Origin of the sequence: Agrobacterium deltaense RV3, from assembly GCF_900013505.1 — a bacterium.
Taxonomy (GTDB): Bacteria; Pseudomonadota; Alphaproteobacteria; order Rhizobiales; family Rhizobiaceae; genus Agrobacterium; species Agrobacterium leguminum.
Genome location: NZ_LT009746.1, coordinates 1,542,299 through 1,558,990 on the forward strand (window position 1 = coordinate 1,542,299; position 16,692 = coordinate 1,558,990).

Here is a 16,692-nt window from a genome sequence, read left to right on the forward strand (position 1 = left end):
CTCCACGCTTCGTGTTTGCCGGCGGAGGAAACAGCCGGCAAAACCGCCGCTCAGCGGGTCAGGAGGCCGACGCCTGTTTCCGCATCGAACAAATGCATATCGGACGGGTCGATGTCGAGGCCGATCGTTTCACCTGCTTTGACTGCGCTGCGTCCCTGCACCGCGATGACCAGTTCGGTGGTGGTTCCCGTTGTGAGGAAGGTCGCCGAACCGGTTGTCTCCACCGCGGAAACCGGCAGCGTCAATGCCGCCCCGGCTGCTGCGGCCGGTCGGATATGTTCCGGCCTGATGCCGACGATCACATCCTTGCCGGGCGGCAGGGAGGCCGGATTCCTGATCGATTGCTGCGGTTCGCCTTCGCCGAAGCTGAGCTGAAGGGATGCGCCATCCGGGCTGACGGTCGCCGGAATGAAATTCATGGCCGGCGAGCCGATGAAGCCGGCCACGAAACGATTGACCGGGCGGTCGTATAGTTCCAGTGGCGTGCCCTGCTGCTCGATCACGCCGTCACGCATGACGACGACATGATCGGCCATGGTCATCGCTTCGATCTGGTCATGCGTGACATAGACCGAAGTGGCATGCAGGCGATCGTGCAGTGCGCGGATTTCCTTGCGCATGTGGACGCGCAGCGCCGCATCGAGATTGGAAAGCGGCTCATCGAACAGAAAGGCCTGCGGGTTGCGGACGATCGCCCGGCTCATGGCCACGCGCTGGCGCTGGCCGCCGGAAAGTTCGCGCGGATAACGCTTCATCAGCTTTGAAAGACCGGTCGTGGCCGCAACTTCTTCCGCCGCCTTGCGGGCCTCGGCCTTGGCGACGCCGCGCATACGCAGCGAATAGGTGAGATTTTCCTCCACGGTCATATGCGGGTAGAGTGCATAGGATTGGAACACCATAGCCACATCGCGCTTGCGCGGCGGCACGCCGTTCATGAGCGTGCCGGCAATGCGCATGTCGCCGGCCGATATGGTCTCCAGCCCGGCGAGCGAGCGCAGAAGGGTGGATTTGCCGCAGCCCGACGGGCCGACAAGTGCGACGAAAGTGCCCTTCTTGATGGAAAGGTTGATGTTCTTCAGCGCATGGAAGGCGCCGTAATATTTGTTGACGCCGGAAAGTTCGATCTGAAGGGTCATTTGAGCGCTCCTGAGGTCAGGCCGGAAACGATGCGGCGCTGCAAGAGAATGAAGAGGGCGAGAATGGGCGTCACATACATGGTCGCATAGGCCATGATGTTGTTCCATTCGCTGGTATTGGGGCCCATGAAGGAATTGAGGCCGACACTCGCTGGCTGCAATTCGGCCGCCTGGATCATCGATTTCGAATAGACGAATTCACCGAAGGCCTGCATGAAAATGAGGATGGCGCTGACGAGAATGCCGTTTCGGGCAAGCGGCAGAACGATGTTGAAGAAAGCGCCGACCCGGGAATTGCCATCCACAAGTGCGGCCTCTTCCAGTTCCTGCGGCACGGCCATGAAGGTGGCGCGCACAAGCACCACGAAAAAGGGCATGCTTTTCGCCGCAATGGCGAGGATGACCGACAGGCGCGGATAATCCAGAAGCCCGAATTGCGAGAAGCCGACGAAGATTGGCGTGATCATCAGCGATGCCGGCAGAACCTGCAGCATGAGGATGAGGAACAGGCCGATATCCACCCAGACATTGCGATAGCGCGCCAGCACATAGGCACAGCCGACGCCGAGAATGGTGATCAGCAGCACTGCGCTGGAGGCGATCAGCACCGAATTCCACAGGTATCGGCCCATGTTGCGGCTGTTCCAGACATAGGCATAGGTCTGCCATTGCGGGTCCGTGGGCCAGAAGGCGGGCGGATTGGCGAACATTTCCGAGCCGCTTTTGAGCGAGGTCAGATACATCCAGTAAAGCGGGAAGAGGTAGATGATGGCGAGCACGATGGCGATGGCCAGCATCAGACGGTTGCGGGTCGTGATGCTCATCCGCGCACCTCATGCCGTGTGGAGCGCACATAAACGATGGAGGCCAGCATGACGAAAACGATCATGATGACGGAGATCGTGGCGCCCTTGCCGAAATCATATTGCCGGAAGGACAGGTCCCAGGCCCAATATTGTGCCACGTTGGAGCTGTTGTTCGGCCCGCCATCGGTAATGGCGGCGAAAAGATCGAATTGCTGCAGCGTAAAGATCAGCCCGAGCGAAACGATCGCGCCGATGGTGGATCGCATCATCGGCAGGGTGATGGTGTGGAAGCGCTGCCAGGCATTGGCGCCGTCCAGCTCCGCGGCTTCATAGAGATCGCCGGGGATGGAGGCGAGGCCGACGGAAAGCAGGATCATGTTGAAGGACGTGCCGAGCCAGATATTGGCGATGACGACGGCCCAGAGCGAAAAATTCGCATCGGAGCGCCAGAAGATATTGCCCGATATCAGGCCGCTTTCCCGCAGGAAGAAATTCAACACGCCGAAATCGCCCGAGAGGATCCAGTTCCAGATCGCGCCCACCACGAGGCCGGGCATGACCCAGGACACGAGAAAAAGACCGCGCAGCCAGGTGGCGCCGGGAAAATTGACCCAGAAGAACAGCGCCAGACCGAAGCCGATAGCGAATTGCCCGGCAATCGAGGCCACGACAAAGGTGACGGTGTTGAAAAGGATCGGCAATGTTTCCGGCTGCCGGAACAGATCGATGTAGTTCTTGAAGCCGACGAAGGGGCGCACGAAGGTGCCCAGGCTGAACATGTCGACTTCCTGAAAACTCATGACGATGTTGTAGATGAGCGGCAGCCCCGCCATGACGAACAGGAAGCCCAAAGGAAAGGCGACAAGGACGATATCGAAACCGCGACCGTCACTGACGCTGGAAAACAGTTTTTTCATGAAACATCCTCGCAAGCTCCAGTCGGGGCCGCCGCCGCTTGTCGCGGCAGGCAGCCCCACCGGGAGGAACTCCTTGGGTGGAGGCCGGAGAACCCGGCCGCCCGCCCGGATCAGCCTTCGACCAGCTTTATCTTTTCAGCGGCCTGATCGAGCGCGGCTTTCGGCGTCATCTGGCCCGAAAGCGCACCCTGAATGGCATCCTGAATCGCCTTGGAAATCTTCGGCCATTCGGGCGAGGGGCCGCGCGGCTGCGCATATTTCAGCTGTTCCACGAAGGTCTTCAGCGCCTCATCCTTCAACGCATTGCCCGTGGGCGGAACCGGAATATCCGAGCGCGCTGGCAACTGGCCGAAGTTCTTGAACATGTCCTTGTCCTTTGAGGCGAAGAACTCGATTGCCTTGAAGGCCTCTTCCGGATGTTTCGTCTTGGAGAAGATCGCCCAGTTATAGTCGCCCATGGCCGAAGATCGCGGGGCGTCGGGTGTGGGCACCGGCAGCAAAGCGACACCCCAGTCAAACTTGGCGTCCTTCAGCATGCGGTCGATTTCCCATGGGCCGGAAATGACCATGGCGGCGTTGCCGGCGTTGAAGGTAGCGGTGGAATCCCACTGGCTGCGCGTCAGCGTATCCGGCGATGCCAGCTTTTCATCCAGCATCAGCTTCCACGTTTCGAGTGCTTTGACGGCACCCTCGGTATTGATGTTCTTGTAGGTCGCGCCCGCCATCTGCGCCCAGGGCAGGAACTGGAAGGTGCCTTCTTCATTCGCCTTGGCGCTGAAGCTGATGCCGTAAATATTCTTCGAGGGGTCGGTCAGCTTGCGCGCCGCTTCCACCAGCTCATCCCAGGTCTGCGGCGGTTTTGCCGCATCGAGCCCTGCGGCCTTGAACAGGTCCTTGTTGTAATAAAGCGCAATCGTGTTCGTGGCCTTCGGCACGCCGAAATATTTGCCGTCCCACATCACCGATTTCAGCGGTCCCGGAAAATAATTCTCCGTCTTGATGACATCCGACTTGGCGATCATGTCGGTCACATCGAGAAAGGCGCCGCGTGCGGCGAACATGGCGTGGTTGGGGTTGTCGATGGCGATGATGTCGGGCGCATTGCCGGTGGAATAGGCGCGCATGGATTCGCTCACCACATCATCGAACTGCAATTGCCGGTATTCGATCTTGATGCCGTTATTCAGCGCGTTGAACTCCTTGATGAGGTTCGGCGCCGGCTGGATATCGCGATCCAGCGACCAGAGGGTCAACGTCACATCTTCTGCCTGCGCCGCAATAGCGCCGGCGGATACGCCCGCCAGCAGAAATGCGCCGGCCATCATGCATTTCGCGATACCCATAATCTCCTCCTCTTGGTTATCGTCTCTGCAATTTTCGAAAACCTTCTCCCAAAAGGCTTCCGTTATGTCGGATCGACGACGAAATCGCCGCCGCGGCATTTTTTCAGATAGTTCAGGCCATGCACCTGGCCCGTCATTTCCAGCGCATCGCGATAGACGGGGTCATGCCAGCCCTCGATATCAATGGAGCCGGACCAGCCGGCGAGGCGCAGTTCGGAAATAATGTCCGTCCAGTTGCTGTCGCCGAAGCCCGGCGTGCGCATGAAGACGAATTTTTCCTTGCCGAAAATGCCGTGCTCGCGAATGACGTCCCAGCGGATGGTCGCGTCCTTGCCGTGCACATGAAAAATCTTGTCCGCCCATTTGCGGATCTGCGGCAGCGGATCGATCAGATAGGCCATCTGATGGCAGGGTTCCCACTCGATGCCGATATGCTCGTCCGGCGTTTCGTTGAAGATCAGTTCCCATGCGTCGGGATTGTGCGCGATGTTCCAGTCGCCGGTCTGCCAGTTGCCATCCATGGCGCAGTTTTCAAAGGCGATCTTCACGCCCTTGTCGGCGGCGCGTTTTGCAAGCTCGCTCCAGATTTGCCTGTATCGGGGAAGGCTTTCCGGCAGCGGCCTGCCGCGCAGCCGGCCGGTAAACCCCGCAACGCAGGTCGCGCCGAAATGATGGGCATTGTCGATGCAGTCTTTCCAGCCCTGCAATGTCTCAAGGTCGATGTCGGTTTCTTCCAGCGGATTGCCGAACATTCCGAGCGTGCTGATGGTGATGTCGCGCTCGCCGATCGCCTCGCGGCAGCGCTTGCCGAGTTCGGCAAGGTCCTGGCCGTTGGTCGTCTGCCAGAAGAACGGCTCGAAGCTTTCAAAGCCGAGATCGGCGATCTGGCCGATGCGCTCGGCCGCCTGTCCCTTGGTGGCGCTGACCATGGTGCCGATGCGGATGGATGTTGCCGGATTGCTCACGTCTTTCAGTCCTTATGCTGCAATGGAAACACGCTGGCCGAGGCGGGCGCTTTCAATCGCGCCGATCACCATGGCAAGGCTGTTGATGTTGTCGAAGGAGGCCGTTTCCGGCATCTCACCCGTGCGGATGGATTCGAGGAACGAGAGAATGACGCTGGCATGGCCACGCGTATCCTTCTCGGAAACGGCGTCGGAAACGTTTACGGTTCTAGACCCACGCAGAAGCCCCTGTTCGTCGCCGGCCACGGAGGCGGAGAAATTGTTTTCGCCATCCCAGAGGATCATGCCCTTCGAGCCGATCAGTCGCCAGCGCGCTTCCCAGCTGGTCCGCTCGCCTTCAGCGCACCAGGAGCCGCGATAGGTGAAGACGACATCATTCGAGAACTCGAAAATGGCGTTGGCGCTTGCGCCATGGGCATACCATGAGCCGGCCGGGTTCTTCTCCACGCAGAAGACGGAGAGGGGTTTTTCATTGGCGACAAAACGGGCCGCGTCGAACGTGTGGATCGCCATGTCGAGAAGCAGGACGTTTTTCATCTCCTCGCGGAAGCCGCCGAAATGCGGCCCAAGGAAGAAATCGCAATGGATGGCCGTCAAATCGCCGATGACGCCGTCTTCCAGCGCGCGGCGCAGCCGCCGGATTCCCGCCACAAACCGCCGATTTTGCACCACGGCATGAATTTTACCGGCCTTTTTCGCCAGTTCGACCAGCGTGGCGGCTTCCTCCATCGAGGCGGCAAGCGGCTTTTCGCTGAGCACATGGCACCCGGCCTCAAGACCGGCCTCAACCACGGCGAAGCGTGCCTGTGGGATGACGATATCAAAAAGGATGTCGGCTTTCGTTTCAGCGAGAACCTCGCGCAGATCCGTGCCGATGACCGCGTCGGTAAGGGCGAATTCCTCGGCAAGCGCGCGTGCCGTGTTCTCGTTCAGGTCGACCACCCCGGCGATCCGGATCGCGCCGGCGATTTCCGGCGTGGATTGAATGGCGCGCAGCCAGCCTTTGGCCATGGCTCCGCACCCGCATAAAACGGCATTGAATGTCATCTCATCTCCCCGGACTCTTTCGCAAACTCCTCTTTGCGCAGAGTGTCGTAAACGTTTACGAGACTATGCCGATGATGTTAGATATGTCAAGACCGTTAAGGGGCGCGTCGATTGCGCGCCGGGCCTGGGAGGGGAGTGCATGAAAGGAATTCGTCAGCTTGCCGATTATCTGGAGATATCGATAGGCACTGTTTCCCGTGCCCTGAACGGCAAGCCGGATGTGAACGAAGAAACGCGGCGGCGTGTTCTGGAAGCGGCGGAAAAGCTGGGTTATGTCGCCAACCAGTCCGGCCGTAGCCTCAGGCAGGGAACCACCAATGTCATCGGCCTGATGACCGGCAGCGACGCGCAGACCGTGGAGAACTCCGACAACTTTTTCCTCGGTGTGACGGACGGTCTGCAAAGCGTGTTTTCCGGACATAATCTCGATCTCATCGTTCTGCCCTGTCCGGGGGAAGAGGATCCGGATGAATATCTGAAGCGCATGGTGGCGCGCCGCATGGTGGATGCGATGATCATTTCCGCGACGCGACGGATAGACAAACGTGTGGATTTCCTGAAGCAGACCCGGCTGCCTTTCGTGGCGCTCGGACGGACCGCTTCCAGCGACACTCACGCCTGGATCGATCTCGATTTCGAGGGCGTCGCGAAAAATGCGGTCGACCGCCTTGCCGCTGCCGGTCATCGTTCGATTGCGGTGGCGGTGCCCGACAGCGATATCAATCTCGGTTACGTTTTTCTCGAAGGATACAGGCGCGCGCTGGAAGACAATGGCATCGCTTACGATTCCTCGCTGGTCATCCGCGCGAAATCGAGCGAGCAGGGCGGTTATCATGCCGCCAGCGAGTGGCTGCAGATGCGGCCCCGGCCAACGGCGATCGTGCTGATCTACGAATTGATGGCGGTCGGTCTTTATCGCCGGCTTGCGGAAGTGGGGCTGAAACCGGGGCGCGATCTCGCCGTCATCGGCTTCCGCGATGGCCCGCGCGGCCAGTTTCTGGAACCTCGGCTGACCAGTTTCCGCATGTCCCTGCATGATCTCGGCGTGACGGTGGCCCAGACGCTGCTATCGACCATGCCGGCCTACGCGCCCTTTTACCCCAATCAGGCCCGCCATTGCGTGTGGCCCATGCTTCTGGTGGCCGGCGAGAGCGATCCTGCCCCATAAGGCCGCAGGCGGGCGTTAAAGCTTGAGGCCATCAACGCTCACGACGCCGAAAGGATTGAATTTATATTCGTCCTCCTCATACCGTGTGTCGTCGGCGAGGGAGGCGCGACGGCCCTTCAGAGTGGCTTCAACGCCTTCACGCGCCATTTGCTCGGCGATATCGTCTATCAACGCGGCTATCTTCAGCTGTTCGGCGTTGGTAGACGGTTCATCCCCGTCTTTTTTGGTGAAGCGCACCTGCACATCGGGCAAGCCGATCAGGTGAAACCCGACGCTCGTCATGCCTTCGGCATCGTCTCCTATGGGGCGGCGTGCGAAAGCCAGACGACAGGTTCTGGCAAGCGCCATCCCGTCATCGGCCGCCGCCTCGCCACGCGACTGCTCGTAAAGCTGCTTCCAGCGCCTTGCGCCATGGGCGACGCCCGCACTTTCACCCTTCACGGCGACAGCGCCGTGATCGAGCATGTGCTGTACGAATCTGAGGGCGTTTGCGGATGTCTTCACGGCTGTTTCGGCATCCATGGATGGGCTGAGCACATAAAGAACCGAGCCGTGCGTGGCGACGGCTGCCTCATCCTCCGGCTGGTAGGCATCGGGGTCGACGCGATCCCAGCAGACATTGAACGAACGTTCCATCCGGTCGTCCGCCTCATCCTGTGAATAATCCTCGTCGAGACTGAAATCGGGCGCAAAATCATCGATGGCGGCGCGGGCGCTCTTCCGCAGCGCCGCCAGCCCATTTTTCGTGCCAAGAAAGCAGAGGATATGCCGGGGTTTGTATTCGGAACGGGATTCGGCAAAAGCCGCAGGCTTGCCCGATGCTGCGCCGAGAGACGGCCTTGCCAGCACAAGGCCGCCCAGAAATGCGAGAACGCCACGACGCCCGGAATTCATTCAATACCCCCAAGGTTTCCATCGACAGGACGAGGGGGTTTTACACCGGCATATATCATTCCGGCCATATCGCCGTTGATGTTTTTTAGCGTTCCAGCAGTCGCGGTGCAGGGCAGAGGCACACTCACGGTCCGCAGGATCAGCCTTCGGACTGCGCTGCCGCGTCAGCCGCCATATTGGTCATCTGTCACCTGTTCCATCCAGTCCACCACCTTGCCATCCTTGACCTCCTGAAGTGCAATATGGGTCATGGCGACATCGGGTGCGGCCCCGTGCCAGTGCCTTTCGCCCGGCGCGAACCAGACGGTATCACCGGGACGGATTTCCTCCACCGGGCCGCCTTCGCGCTGCGCCCGGCCAAAGCCGGAAACCACAATCAGGGTCTGGCCGAGAGGATGGGTGTGCCAGGCGGTGCGGGCGCCGGGTTCGAAGGTGACCTGAGCGCCCTGAACCCGCTCGGTATCAAAGGGGTTGAAGAGGGGATCGATGCGGACCTGCCCCGTGAACCATGCCTCCGGGCCTTTCGCCGATGCCCGTGTTCCTGCGCGCAATATTTCCATTGGTCGTTCTCCTGATGGCTGACTCGAGGCGATTTGAAGCGGGAATCCTCCCATTGTCCACAGTGAAATGAAAATCGGCGTGATCTGTCGGCCAAGGGCGTTTTCCGAAGCTCCGTGCCGCGTTGGTTTTGGCCCATGTCGCGATTTTTCAAGCCTTTTCCGTAAGTAGGAACTGCTCATCCGCCACCGTTCCACACCCTGCGATAAAAATTATTCTCGGGATTGACTCGTTTATGAAAACGGTTACATTTGCCGATGTAAACGGTTTCATTAGTTAAAAACCGTGCTTGGAGGAGCAAATTTCATGTTTAGACATTTGATGGCTGCTGCCGCGATGGTGCTGGCGGCGGGCACGTCGGCGCATGCCCAGGAGCAGAGCTTCAAGATCGGTCTTTCCAATTCTTTCGTCGGCAGCGAATGGCGCACGCAGATGATCGAAGAGGCTCAGGCTGCCGCCAAAGCGTGGGGCGAAAAGGGCGTCAAGGTTGAGGTTGTCGTTCAGAGCGGCAATGTTGATGTGCAGGGGCAAATCGGCCATATCCGCAATTTCATGAACCAGGGCGTCGATGCTATCCTCATCAATCCGGGCAGCCCGACGGCCTTCGATCCGATCTTCGCGCAGGCCAAGGCGCGCAACATTCTCGTTATCGCCACCGACGCCGAAGTGTCCTCTAAGGATGCGATCTATGTCGGCATCGACCAGAAGGCATGGGCGGCGCAATCCGCGCAATGGCTTGCGGATGCGCTGAAGGGCAAGGGAAGCGTCGTCGCCATCAACGGCATCGCCGGCAACCCCGCCAACGAAGCCCGCGTTGCCGGTTATCGCGAAGTGTTCAAGAAATACCCTGACATCAAGGTGCTGAACGAAGCCAATGCGAGCTGGGATCAGGCGCAGGGCCAGCAGGCCATGCAGAACCTGCTCGCCACCTATCCCGATATCAGCGGCGTGTGGGTGCAGGACGGCATGGCGGACGGCGCATGGCGCGCCATCGAAGCCGCCGGCAAGACCAAGGACATTGCCGCGACCGGTGAAATCCGCAAGGACTTCATGACCCGCTGGGAAAAGGAAAAGTTCAATTCCGGCGCTTCGGTCAATCCTCCGGGTGTCATGGCCAGCGCGCTCAACGTCGCGGTCCTGAAGCTGCAGGGCAAGGAATTCAAGGACGGCGTTTTCGGCGGCACCTATGGTAACGCCATCTATATTCCGATCCCCTTCGTCAGCAATGACAACCTTGCGAACAACATCAAGGCTGCCGATGGCAAGCCGGGCTACTGGTCCGTCACGGCGACCGTGACGCCGGAGCAGGCTGGCGAGTTCTTCAAGTAAGAGCCGTTTCGGGTCGGCGGCGAACGCCGGCCCGAACCACAATTTCGAGTGCGGACCGGGCCTTCGCCATCCGCCTGTGACAAGCATTATTCGGGGACATGCGATGGCGAACGCTTTGGAAGCGGCCGGCATAACGAAGAATTTTGGCGCGGTACGCGCGCTTTCCGACGGCAGGCTGACGGTTGGTCGCGGTGAAATTCACGCGCTTCTGGGCGCCAATGGCTGCGGCAAGAGCACGCTCTGCAAGATCGTTGCGGGCGCGGTCGCGCCGACCAGCGGCGCAATCAGGTTCAATGGCGAAGACGTGCGCTTCAAAAGCCCGCGGGACGCCGAAAATGCCGGTATTGCGCTGTTTTATCAGGAACTCAGCCTCGTTCCGCAGCTTTCGGTCGCCGACAATATTTTCCTCGGCCGTGAGCCGAAACGCGGCATCTTTGTCGACGGCAAAGCCCTGAAGGCCGAAGCGGCGAGGCTGATCGCGCTGTTCGATGGCGTGGCTGGCGAAGGCCTGGAGCCGGATGCGATTGTCGGCAATCTGCCGCCCGATCAGCGCCAGCTTGTCGAAATCCTCAAGGTCTTCGCGCAGAATGCCAGCCTGATGATCATGGACGAGGCGACGGCGGCGCTCGATGGCCGCCAGTCCCAGCGTTTTTTCGAGATACTCCGGGCGAAGAAGGCGGATGGTGTCTCCACCATCATGATTTCCCATCGTCTCGACGAGGTTTTCGCCGTCTGCGACCGCATCACCGTGATGCGCAACGGCGCGACGATTTCCGAACTCGATACGGCAGCCACCACCCGTGAGGCCGTCGTCCATGACATGGTCGGCGATGTTCGGGCCGCTCCTGCCCGTCAAAACGGGCGTTCGGCTGCTGCGCCGAGCCTGAAGCTTACGGATGTTGCGGGTGAGGGCGTTCGCGGTGTCTCTCTCGAAGCCTATCCGGGCGAAATCGTCGGTCTGGCCGGCCTGCAGGGTCAGGGCCAGTCGGCCTTGCTGAAGGGTCTTTTCGGTGCCAACCCATTTGCCTCAGGCCAAATCCAATTTGAGGGTCGTGAAATCACCATCGGCAAGCCTTCGCAGGCGGTTCATAGTGGTTTTGCCTATGTCTCTGGCGACCGTGGCCGTGACGCTTCCCTTCAGGGCCGGTCGATCTTCGAAAATCTCGTCGCGGCGCTGATGGTGCGCGAGAAGATGCGGCTGGTCCGTCCCGCGACGCTGAAACCGCGCGTGCAGAAGGTCGCGAACGACATGAAGACGAAGTTTGCCGGCCTCGATATGCCGATCGGCACGCTTTCGGGCGGCAACCAGCAGAAAATCTTCATCTCCCGCTGGCTCGCCACCGCACCGAAACTGCTGCTGCTCGACGATCCGACCAAGGGCATCGATCTTGGCGCGAAGGCCGATCTCTTCGCCCTGATGCGGCAACAGGCCGATGCTGGCGCGACCATCCTTCTTTATTCCTCGGAGGATGCGGAAATCCTCGAATATGCCGACCGCATTCTTGTGTTCAACGGTGGACGCATTTCTGCGGAACTGACCGGAGCCGACATGACATCCGTAAACATGACCCGCGCCGCTTATGGAGATGCCGCATGAGCGCCTCCGGTTTTCTGCGCAGGCAGCCATGGGTCATCACCCTCGTCGTACTGGCGCTTCTCATCGCCGTGAACGACCGGCCGGGGCGGTTCCGCTCGCTTGGCGACGGGCATGTCGATTTCGGCGCGGTTTTTTCCAAGCTCACCCAATATGACTTCGATGGCTGGGCGGTGCTGGAGTGGGAATGTGCGCTGAAGCATCCGGAAGACGGCGCGCGCGAAGGTGCCGGCTTCATTGAAAACCATATCATCCGCGTGACCGAACGGGCTTTCGACGATTTCGCCAAAAGCGGTGTCGATGATGCCGCCAATCGTCGCCTTCTTGGACTTTGAAAGGGATAGCCATGTCCTCCGCTACAAAGAAATTCGATAGCCGCCGTATCCGTCTCGGCATGGTCGGTGGTGGTCAGGGCGCCTTTATCGGTGCTGTGCACCGCATCGCGGCCCGGCTGGATGACCGTTATGAGCTGGTGGCCGGCGCGCTTTCCTCCGACCCGACACGTGCTGCCGCTTCGGCGACCCTGCTCGGCATTGCACCGGAGCGGTCCTATGCTTCATTCGAGGACATGGCGGCGGCCGAGGCTGGTCGGGAGGACGGCATCGAGGCGGTCGCTATCGTCACGCCGAACCATCTGCATTTCGCCCCGTCCAAGGCATTTCTCGACGCCGGTATCCACGTCATCTGCGACAAGCCGGTTACCGCGACGCTGGAGGAAGCGAAGGCACTGGCCGAGATCGTCAGGGCATCCGACAGCCTGTTCATCCTGACGCATAATTACACCGGCTACGCGATGCTGCGGCAGATGCGGGAAATGGTGGCGCGTGGCGACATCGGCAAGCTGCGCCATGTCCAGGCTGAATATGCGCAGGACTGGCTGACCGAAGCCGTTGAAAAGACCGGCGCAAAGGGAGCGGAATGGCGCACGGACCCCAGCCGTTCCGGCGCTGGCGGGGCAATCGGCGATATCGGAACCCATGCCTTCAACGCTGCTGCCTTTGTGACGGGTGAAATCCCGACAAGCCTTTATGCCGATCTGACGTCGTTCGTTCCGGGCCGACAGCTGGATGACAGCGCCAATATTCTGCTTCGTTATTCAAGCGGCGCAAAAGGCATGCTCTGGGCGAGCCAGATCGCGGTTGGCAACGAAAACGCCCTGTCGCTCCGGGTCTATGGCGACAAGGGCGGGCTTGAATGGCACCACCGGGTGCCGGATGAGCTGTGGTTCACGCCTTATGGCGAGCCGAAGCGGCTGATCACCCGCAATGGCGCGGGTGCAGGCGATGCCGCCAACCGCGTCAGCCGCGTGCCGTCAGGGCACCCGGAAGGATATCTCGAGGGTTTTGCGACGATCTACCGCGAAGCCGCAGATGCAATCATCGCAAAGAGGGAGGGAAAAACGGCCGCCGGGGATGTGATTTATCCCGGCATAGAGGACGGCCTTGCGGGTCTCGCATTCATCGATGCGGCCGTCCGGTCCAGTCGGACCTCGTCCTGGGTCGGGATCGACATCTAGCTCGCCCAATATCGGGCACGGACGACGCAGGGCACAGGAGGCGGTGCCCGGCATGACCCGGCCAGACGGCCGGGAAAGGCGAGGGCACGCGTGTCGTCACATTGATCAAACGGAAAGGGAGTTACGCGTTTGAAAACGTTCAAGTCAAAATTCGCTGGCATGGCATTCGTGGTTGGACTGGCGGCCGGTTTCGCAAATCCGGTTTTTGCCGATGACAGCAAGGTGCTGCCGATTGCCGCGCAGATGTACACGCTGCGCAATTCCGGAACGCTGGAAGAGCAGCTTGCCATTCTCAACCGCGCCGGCGTCTCCGCCGTTGAAACGGTGGACATGCAGAAGGTCAGTGCCGGCGAACTGAACACATTGCTGGAAAAGCACAAGATCAAGGTCATTTCCTCGCATGTGCCGATCGACAAGCTGCGCGGCAATCTTGATGCGGTCATCACCGAGCAGAAGGCTGTCGGCAATCCGGTCGTGACTGTGCCGTTCCTGAAGCCGGAAGACCGCCCGAAGGACGCCGCCGGCTGGACCGCCTTCGGCAAGGAGCTTGGCGGTTACGCGGACAAGCTTTCCGCAGCAGGCCTCTCCATGGCCTATCACAACCACGACTTCGAGATGGTCAAATTCGACGGCAAGACGGCGCTCGAACTGCTGCTCGACGCGGCAGGCCCGAAGCTGCAGGCCGAAGTTGATGTCGCCTGGGTGGCGCGCAGCGGCAATGATCCGGCAGAATTCCTCGGCACGTTGAAGGGCAAGGTTTTCGCCATCCACGCCAAGGACAATGCACCGGCCGGCACGGCGGAAAACGAGCGCGGCTTCGCCACACTCGGCACCGGCGTTCTCGACTGGAAAACGATCCTGCCGGCGGCCAAACATGCCGGCGCAAAATGGTTCATCCTTGAACACGATCTTCCGCTCGATGCTGAAGCCGTCGTGACCAAGGGCAACGCGTTCCTCAATGAACACCTGCCGACCATTCAGTAAACACTGCCAGTAAAACCAGAACCGCTCCCCGGCGGCCGGTTTCGGCGGGGAGCATGAGGTTCGACAGACGCATGACCATTTTCCGCCGCGCCGCGACGGGAAGCGCTTTGTCCTATCGTTTTTTCCAAGCTCACATCGGAGGAGTTATCATGGCAAACAATCATTATGATGCGATTGTTGTCGGCTCGGGCATCAGTGGAGGCTGGGCCGCAAAGGAACTTACGCAAAAGGGCCTGAAGGTCCTGATGCTGGAGCGCGGCCGGAATATCGAGCACATCACCGACTATCAGAATGCCGACAAGGAAGCCTGGGATTACCCCCATCGCAACCGCGCCACGCAGGAGATGAAGGCGAAATACCCCGTTCTCAGCCGCGATTACCTGCTGGAAGAAGCAACGCTCGGCATGTGGGCCGATGAGCAGGAAACGCCTTATGTCGAAGAAAAGCGCTTCGACTGGTTCCGCGGTTATCATGTCGGCGGTCGCTCGTTGCTCTGGGGCCGCCAGACCTATCGCTGGTCGCAGACCGATTTCGAGGCCAATGCGAAAGAAGGCATCGCCGTTGATTGGCCAATCCGCTATGAAGACGTTTCTCCCTGGTATGACTATGTCGAGCGCTTCGCAGGCATTTCCGGCAGCCGCGAGGGGCTGGAAATTCTCCCTGATGGCGAATTCCTGCCGCCCATTCCGCTCAATTTCGTCGAGCAGGATGTGGCCAGCCGGCTGAAGAAGGCGTTCAAGGGCACGCGCCACCTCATCAATTCGCGCTGCGCCAACATCACCCAGGAACTTCCCGATCAGGAGCGCACGCGCTGTCAGTTCCGCAACAAGTGTCGGTTGGGCTGTCCCTTCGGCGGCTATTTCAGCACGCAGGCCTCGACCCTGCCTGCGGCGGTCGCCACCGGCAATCTGACGCTCAGGCCTTTCTCCATCGTCAAGGAAATCCTCTACGACAAGGACAAGAAAAAGGCGCGCGGCGTCGAGATCATCGATGCCGAAACCAACCTGACCTACGAATACACCGCCGACATCATCTTCCTCAATGCCTCGACGCTGAACTCGACATGGGTGCTGATGAACTCGGCCACCGATGTCTGGGAAGGCGGTCTCGGCAGCAGCTCCGGCGAGCTCGGCCATAACGTGATGGACCACCATTTCCGCATGGGCGCGACAGGTCAGGTGGAAGGTTTCGAGGACTTCTATTTCAAGGGCCGCCGTCCGGCGGGCTTCTACATTCCACGTTTCCGCAATACCGGTGACGACAAGCGTAAATATCTGCGCGGTTTCGGGTATCAGGGCTCCGCCAGCCGTTCGCGCTGGGAGCGGGAGATCGCCGAACTCAATATCGGCGCCGACTACAAGGAGGCACTGACCGATCCGGGCGGCTGGACCATCGGCATGACCGCCTTCGGCGAAATGCTTCCCTATCACGACAACCGCGTGAAGCTCGATCATGACAAGAAGGACAAGTGGGGCCTTCCGGTCCTCTCCATGAATGTCGAGATGAAGCAGAACGAACTCGACATGCGCGAAGACATGGTCAATGACGCCGTCGAAATGTTCGAGGCGGTCGGCATCAAGAACGTCAAACCATCGCGGGGCAGCTATGCGCCGGGCATGGGCATTCACGAAATGGGAACGGCCCGCATGGGGCGCGACCCGAAAACCTCCGTCCTCAACGGCAACAACCAGGTCTGGGATGCGCCCAATGTCTTTGTGACGGACGGCGCCTGCATGACCTCGGCCTCCTGCGTCAACCCGTCTCTGACCTATATGGCGCTGACGGCGCGTGCCGCCGATTTTGCCGTTTCCGAACGCAAGAAGGGGAACCTGTGATGAACAGACGCGAACTGCTGAAACTGATAGCCATTGCCACCGGCCTTCCGCTGATCGGCGCGGATGTCCTCACGGCTGCCGAAAACGCCGCCAAGCCCGCCGGCGCTACCCACGTCTTCACCCCGGAGGAAATCCGCTTTCTGGACGAGGTGGCGGAAACCATCATTCCCCGCACCTCCACGCCGGGCGCCAAGGATGCTGAAGTGGGAGCATTCATGGCCGTCTATGCGGCCGATTGTTATACCGACGAACAGCGGACACTTTTCCTTTCGGCGATTTCCGACATCGAAAAGCGTAGTCAGGCCGAACACAAGAAGGGCTTTCTGGAGTTGACGCCGGAACAGCGGCAGGCGCTGCTTGCCGCGCTGGACAAGCAGGCCAAGGCGGAACAGACACCGGCAAAGCCGCACGCCTTCACGCTGGTCAAGCAGTTGACGCTGCTTGGTTTCTTCACCTCGAAGATCGGGGCCACGGAAGTTCTCATCTACGACGAGATTCCCGGCGGTTTCGAAGATCGCGTTCCCTACAAGAAGGGCACGCCCGCCTGGGGCACGACCTGAAGAGAGAACTGTTGGCCCGTCCGCATTTGCAGACGGGCCA

15 protein-coding genes and 1 pseudogene are annotated in these 16,692 nt (G+C 60.1%); 8 read left to right on the top strand and 8 right to left on the bottom strand.

What is annotated here, in order from left to right:
* Nucleotides 1-50: 50 nt before the first annotated feature.
* The 6 genes from AGR7B_RS21440 to AGR7B_RS21465 form a co-directional block, all read right to left on the bottom strand.
* A complete protein-coding gene (locus tag AGR7B_RS21440) occupies nt 51-1,136 on the bottom strand; it encodes an ABC transporter ATP-binding protein (RefSeq protein WP_080857822.1) in 1,086 nt (361 codons plus the stop codon).
* Entirely contained in the window at nt 1,133-1,960 is an 828-nt protein-coding gene (locus AGR7B_RS21445) for a carbohydrate ABC transporter permease (RefSeq protein ID WP_065655228.1), read from the bottom strand. The genes AGR7B_RS21440 and AGR7B_RS21445 overlap by 4 nt, the downstream gene beginning before the upstream one ends.
* A complete protein-coding gene (locus AGR7B_RS21450) occupies nt 1,957-2,859 on the bottom strand; it encodes a carbohydrate ABC transporter permease (protein WP_078053306.1) in 903 nt (300 codons plus the stop codon). Before AGR7B_RS21450 ends, AGR7B_RS21445 begins: the two co-directional genes overlap by 4 nt.
* Before the next feature lie 110 nt (nt 2,860-2,969).
* Nucleotides 2,970-4,202 carry an ABC transporter substrate-binding protein gene (locus AGR7B_RS21455; RefSeq protein WP_078053305.1) on the bottom strand — a complete coding sequence of 411 codons (1,233 nt, stop codon included), beginning with the start codon at nt 4,200-4,202 and terminating at the stop codon, nt 2,970-2,972.
* A 62-nt stretch (nt 4,203-4,264) separates the two neighbouring features.
* Nucleotides 4,265-5,167 carry a sugar phosphate isomerase/epimerase family protein gene (locus tag AGR7B_RS21460; protein ID WP_080857823.1) on the bottom strand — a complete coding sequence of 301 codons (903 nt, stop codon included), beginning with the start codon at nt 5,165-5,167 and terminating at the stop codon, nt 4,265-4,267.
* 12 nt (nt 5,168-5,179) lie between these two features.
* Nucleotides 5,180-6,214, bottom strand: coding sequence for a Gfo/Idh/MocA family protein (locus tag AGR7B_RS21465; protein ID WP_080857824.1), 1,035 nt, complete (start codon nt 6,212-6,214; stop codon nt 5,180-5,182).
* A gap of 139 nt (nt 6,215-6,353) precedes the next feature.
* Here AGR7B_RS21465 and AGR7B_RS21470 point away from each other — a divergent pair, with 139 nt between their 5' ends.
* A complete protein-coding gene (locus tag AGR7B_RS21470; protein WP_080857825.1) occupies nt 6,354-7,382 on the top strand; it encodes a LacI family DNA-binding transcriptional regulator in 1,029 nt (342 codons plus the stop codon).
* 15 nt (nt 7,383-7,397) lie between these two features.
* Here the strand turns inward: AGR7B_RS21470 and AGR7B_RS21475 are convergent, their stop codons facing one another.
* Together AGR7B_RS21475 and AGR7B_RS21480 are read right to left on the bottom strand one after the other, a co-directional pair.
* A complete protein-coding gene (locus tag AGR7B_RS21475) occupies nt 7,398-8,276 on the bottom strand; it encodes a hypothetical protein (protein WP_080857826.1) in 879 nt (292 codons plus the stop codon).
* A gap of 164 nt (nt 8,277-8,440) precedes the next feature.
* A complete protein-coding gene (locus AGR7B_RS21480; protein WP_080857827.1) occupies nt 8,441-8,836 on the bottom strand; it encodes a (R)-mandelonitrile lyase in 396 nt (131 codons plus the stop codon).
* A gap of 304 nt (nt 8,837-9,140) precedes the next feature.
* On the opposite strand from AGR7B_RS21480, the gene AGR7B_RS21485 reads away from it, so the two are divergent.
* From AGR7B_RS21485 to AGR7B_RS21515, 7 genes and pseudogenes are all read left to right on the top strand, one after another.
* Complete coding sequence (locus tag AGR7B_RS21485; RefSeq protein ID WP_080857828.1) at nt 9,141-10,163, top strand: substrate-binding domain-containing protein; 1,023 nt, start codon at nt 9,141-9,143, stop codon at nt 10,161-10,163.
* A 103-nt stretch (nt 10,164-10,266) separates the two neighbouring features.
* Entirely contained in the window at nt 10,267-11,760 is a 1,494-nt protein-coding gene (locus AGR7B_RS21490; protein ID WP_080857829.1) for a sugar ABC transporter ATP-binding protein, read from the top strand.
* Nucleotides 11,761-11,834: 74 nt separating this feature from the next.
* A pseudogene (locus tag AGR7B_RS21495) lies at nt 11,835-12,092 on the top strand (sugar phosphate isomerase/epimerase family protein); the annotation flags it as partial.
* 11 nt (nt 12,093-12,103) lie between these two features.
* A complete protein-coding gene (locus tag AGR7B_RS21500) occupies nt 12,104-13,273 on the top strand; it encodes a Gfo/Idh/MocA family protein (RefSeq protein ID WP_080857830.1) in 1,170 nt (389 codons plus the stop codon).
* Nucleotides 13,274-13,402: 129 nt separating this feature from the next.
* Nucleotides 13,403-14,257: a sugar phosphate isomerase/epimerase family protein gene (locus AGR7B_RS21505; RefSeq protein WP_162934222.1), complete on the top strand. Its 855-nt coding sequence runs from the start codon at nt 13,403-13,405 to the stop codon at nt 14,255-14,257.
* 149 nt (nt 14,258-14,406) lie between these two features.
* Nucleotides 14,407-16,092: a GMC oxidoreductase gene (locus tag AGR7B_RS21510; protein ID WP_080857832.1), complete on the top strand. Its 1,686-nt coding sequence runs from the start codon at nt 14,407-14,409 to the stop codon at nt 16,090-16,092.
* Nucleotides 16,092-16,652 (top strand): gluconate 2-dehydrogenase subunit 3 family protein, encoded by a 561-nt coding sequence (locus AGR7B_RS21515; protein ID WP_080857833.1) that lies wholly within the window; start codon nt 16,092-16,094, stop codon nt 16,650-16,652. The genes AGR7B_RS21510 and AGR7B_RS21515 overlap by 1 nt, the downstream gene beginning before the upstream one ends.
* The last annotated feature ends 40 nt before the right edge of the window (nt 16,653-16,692 follow it).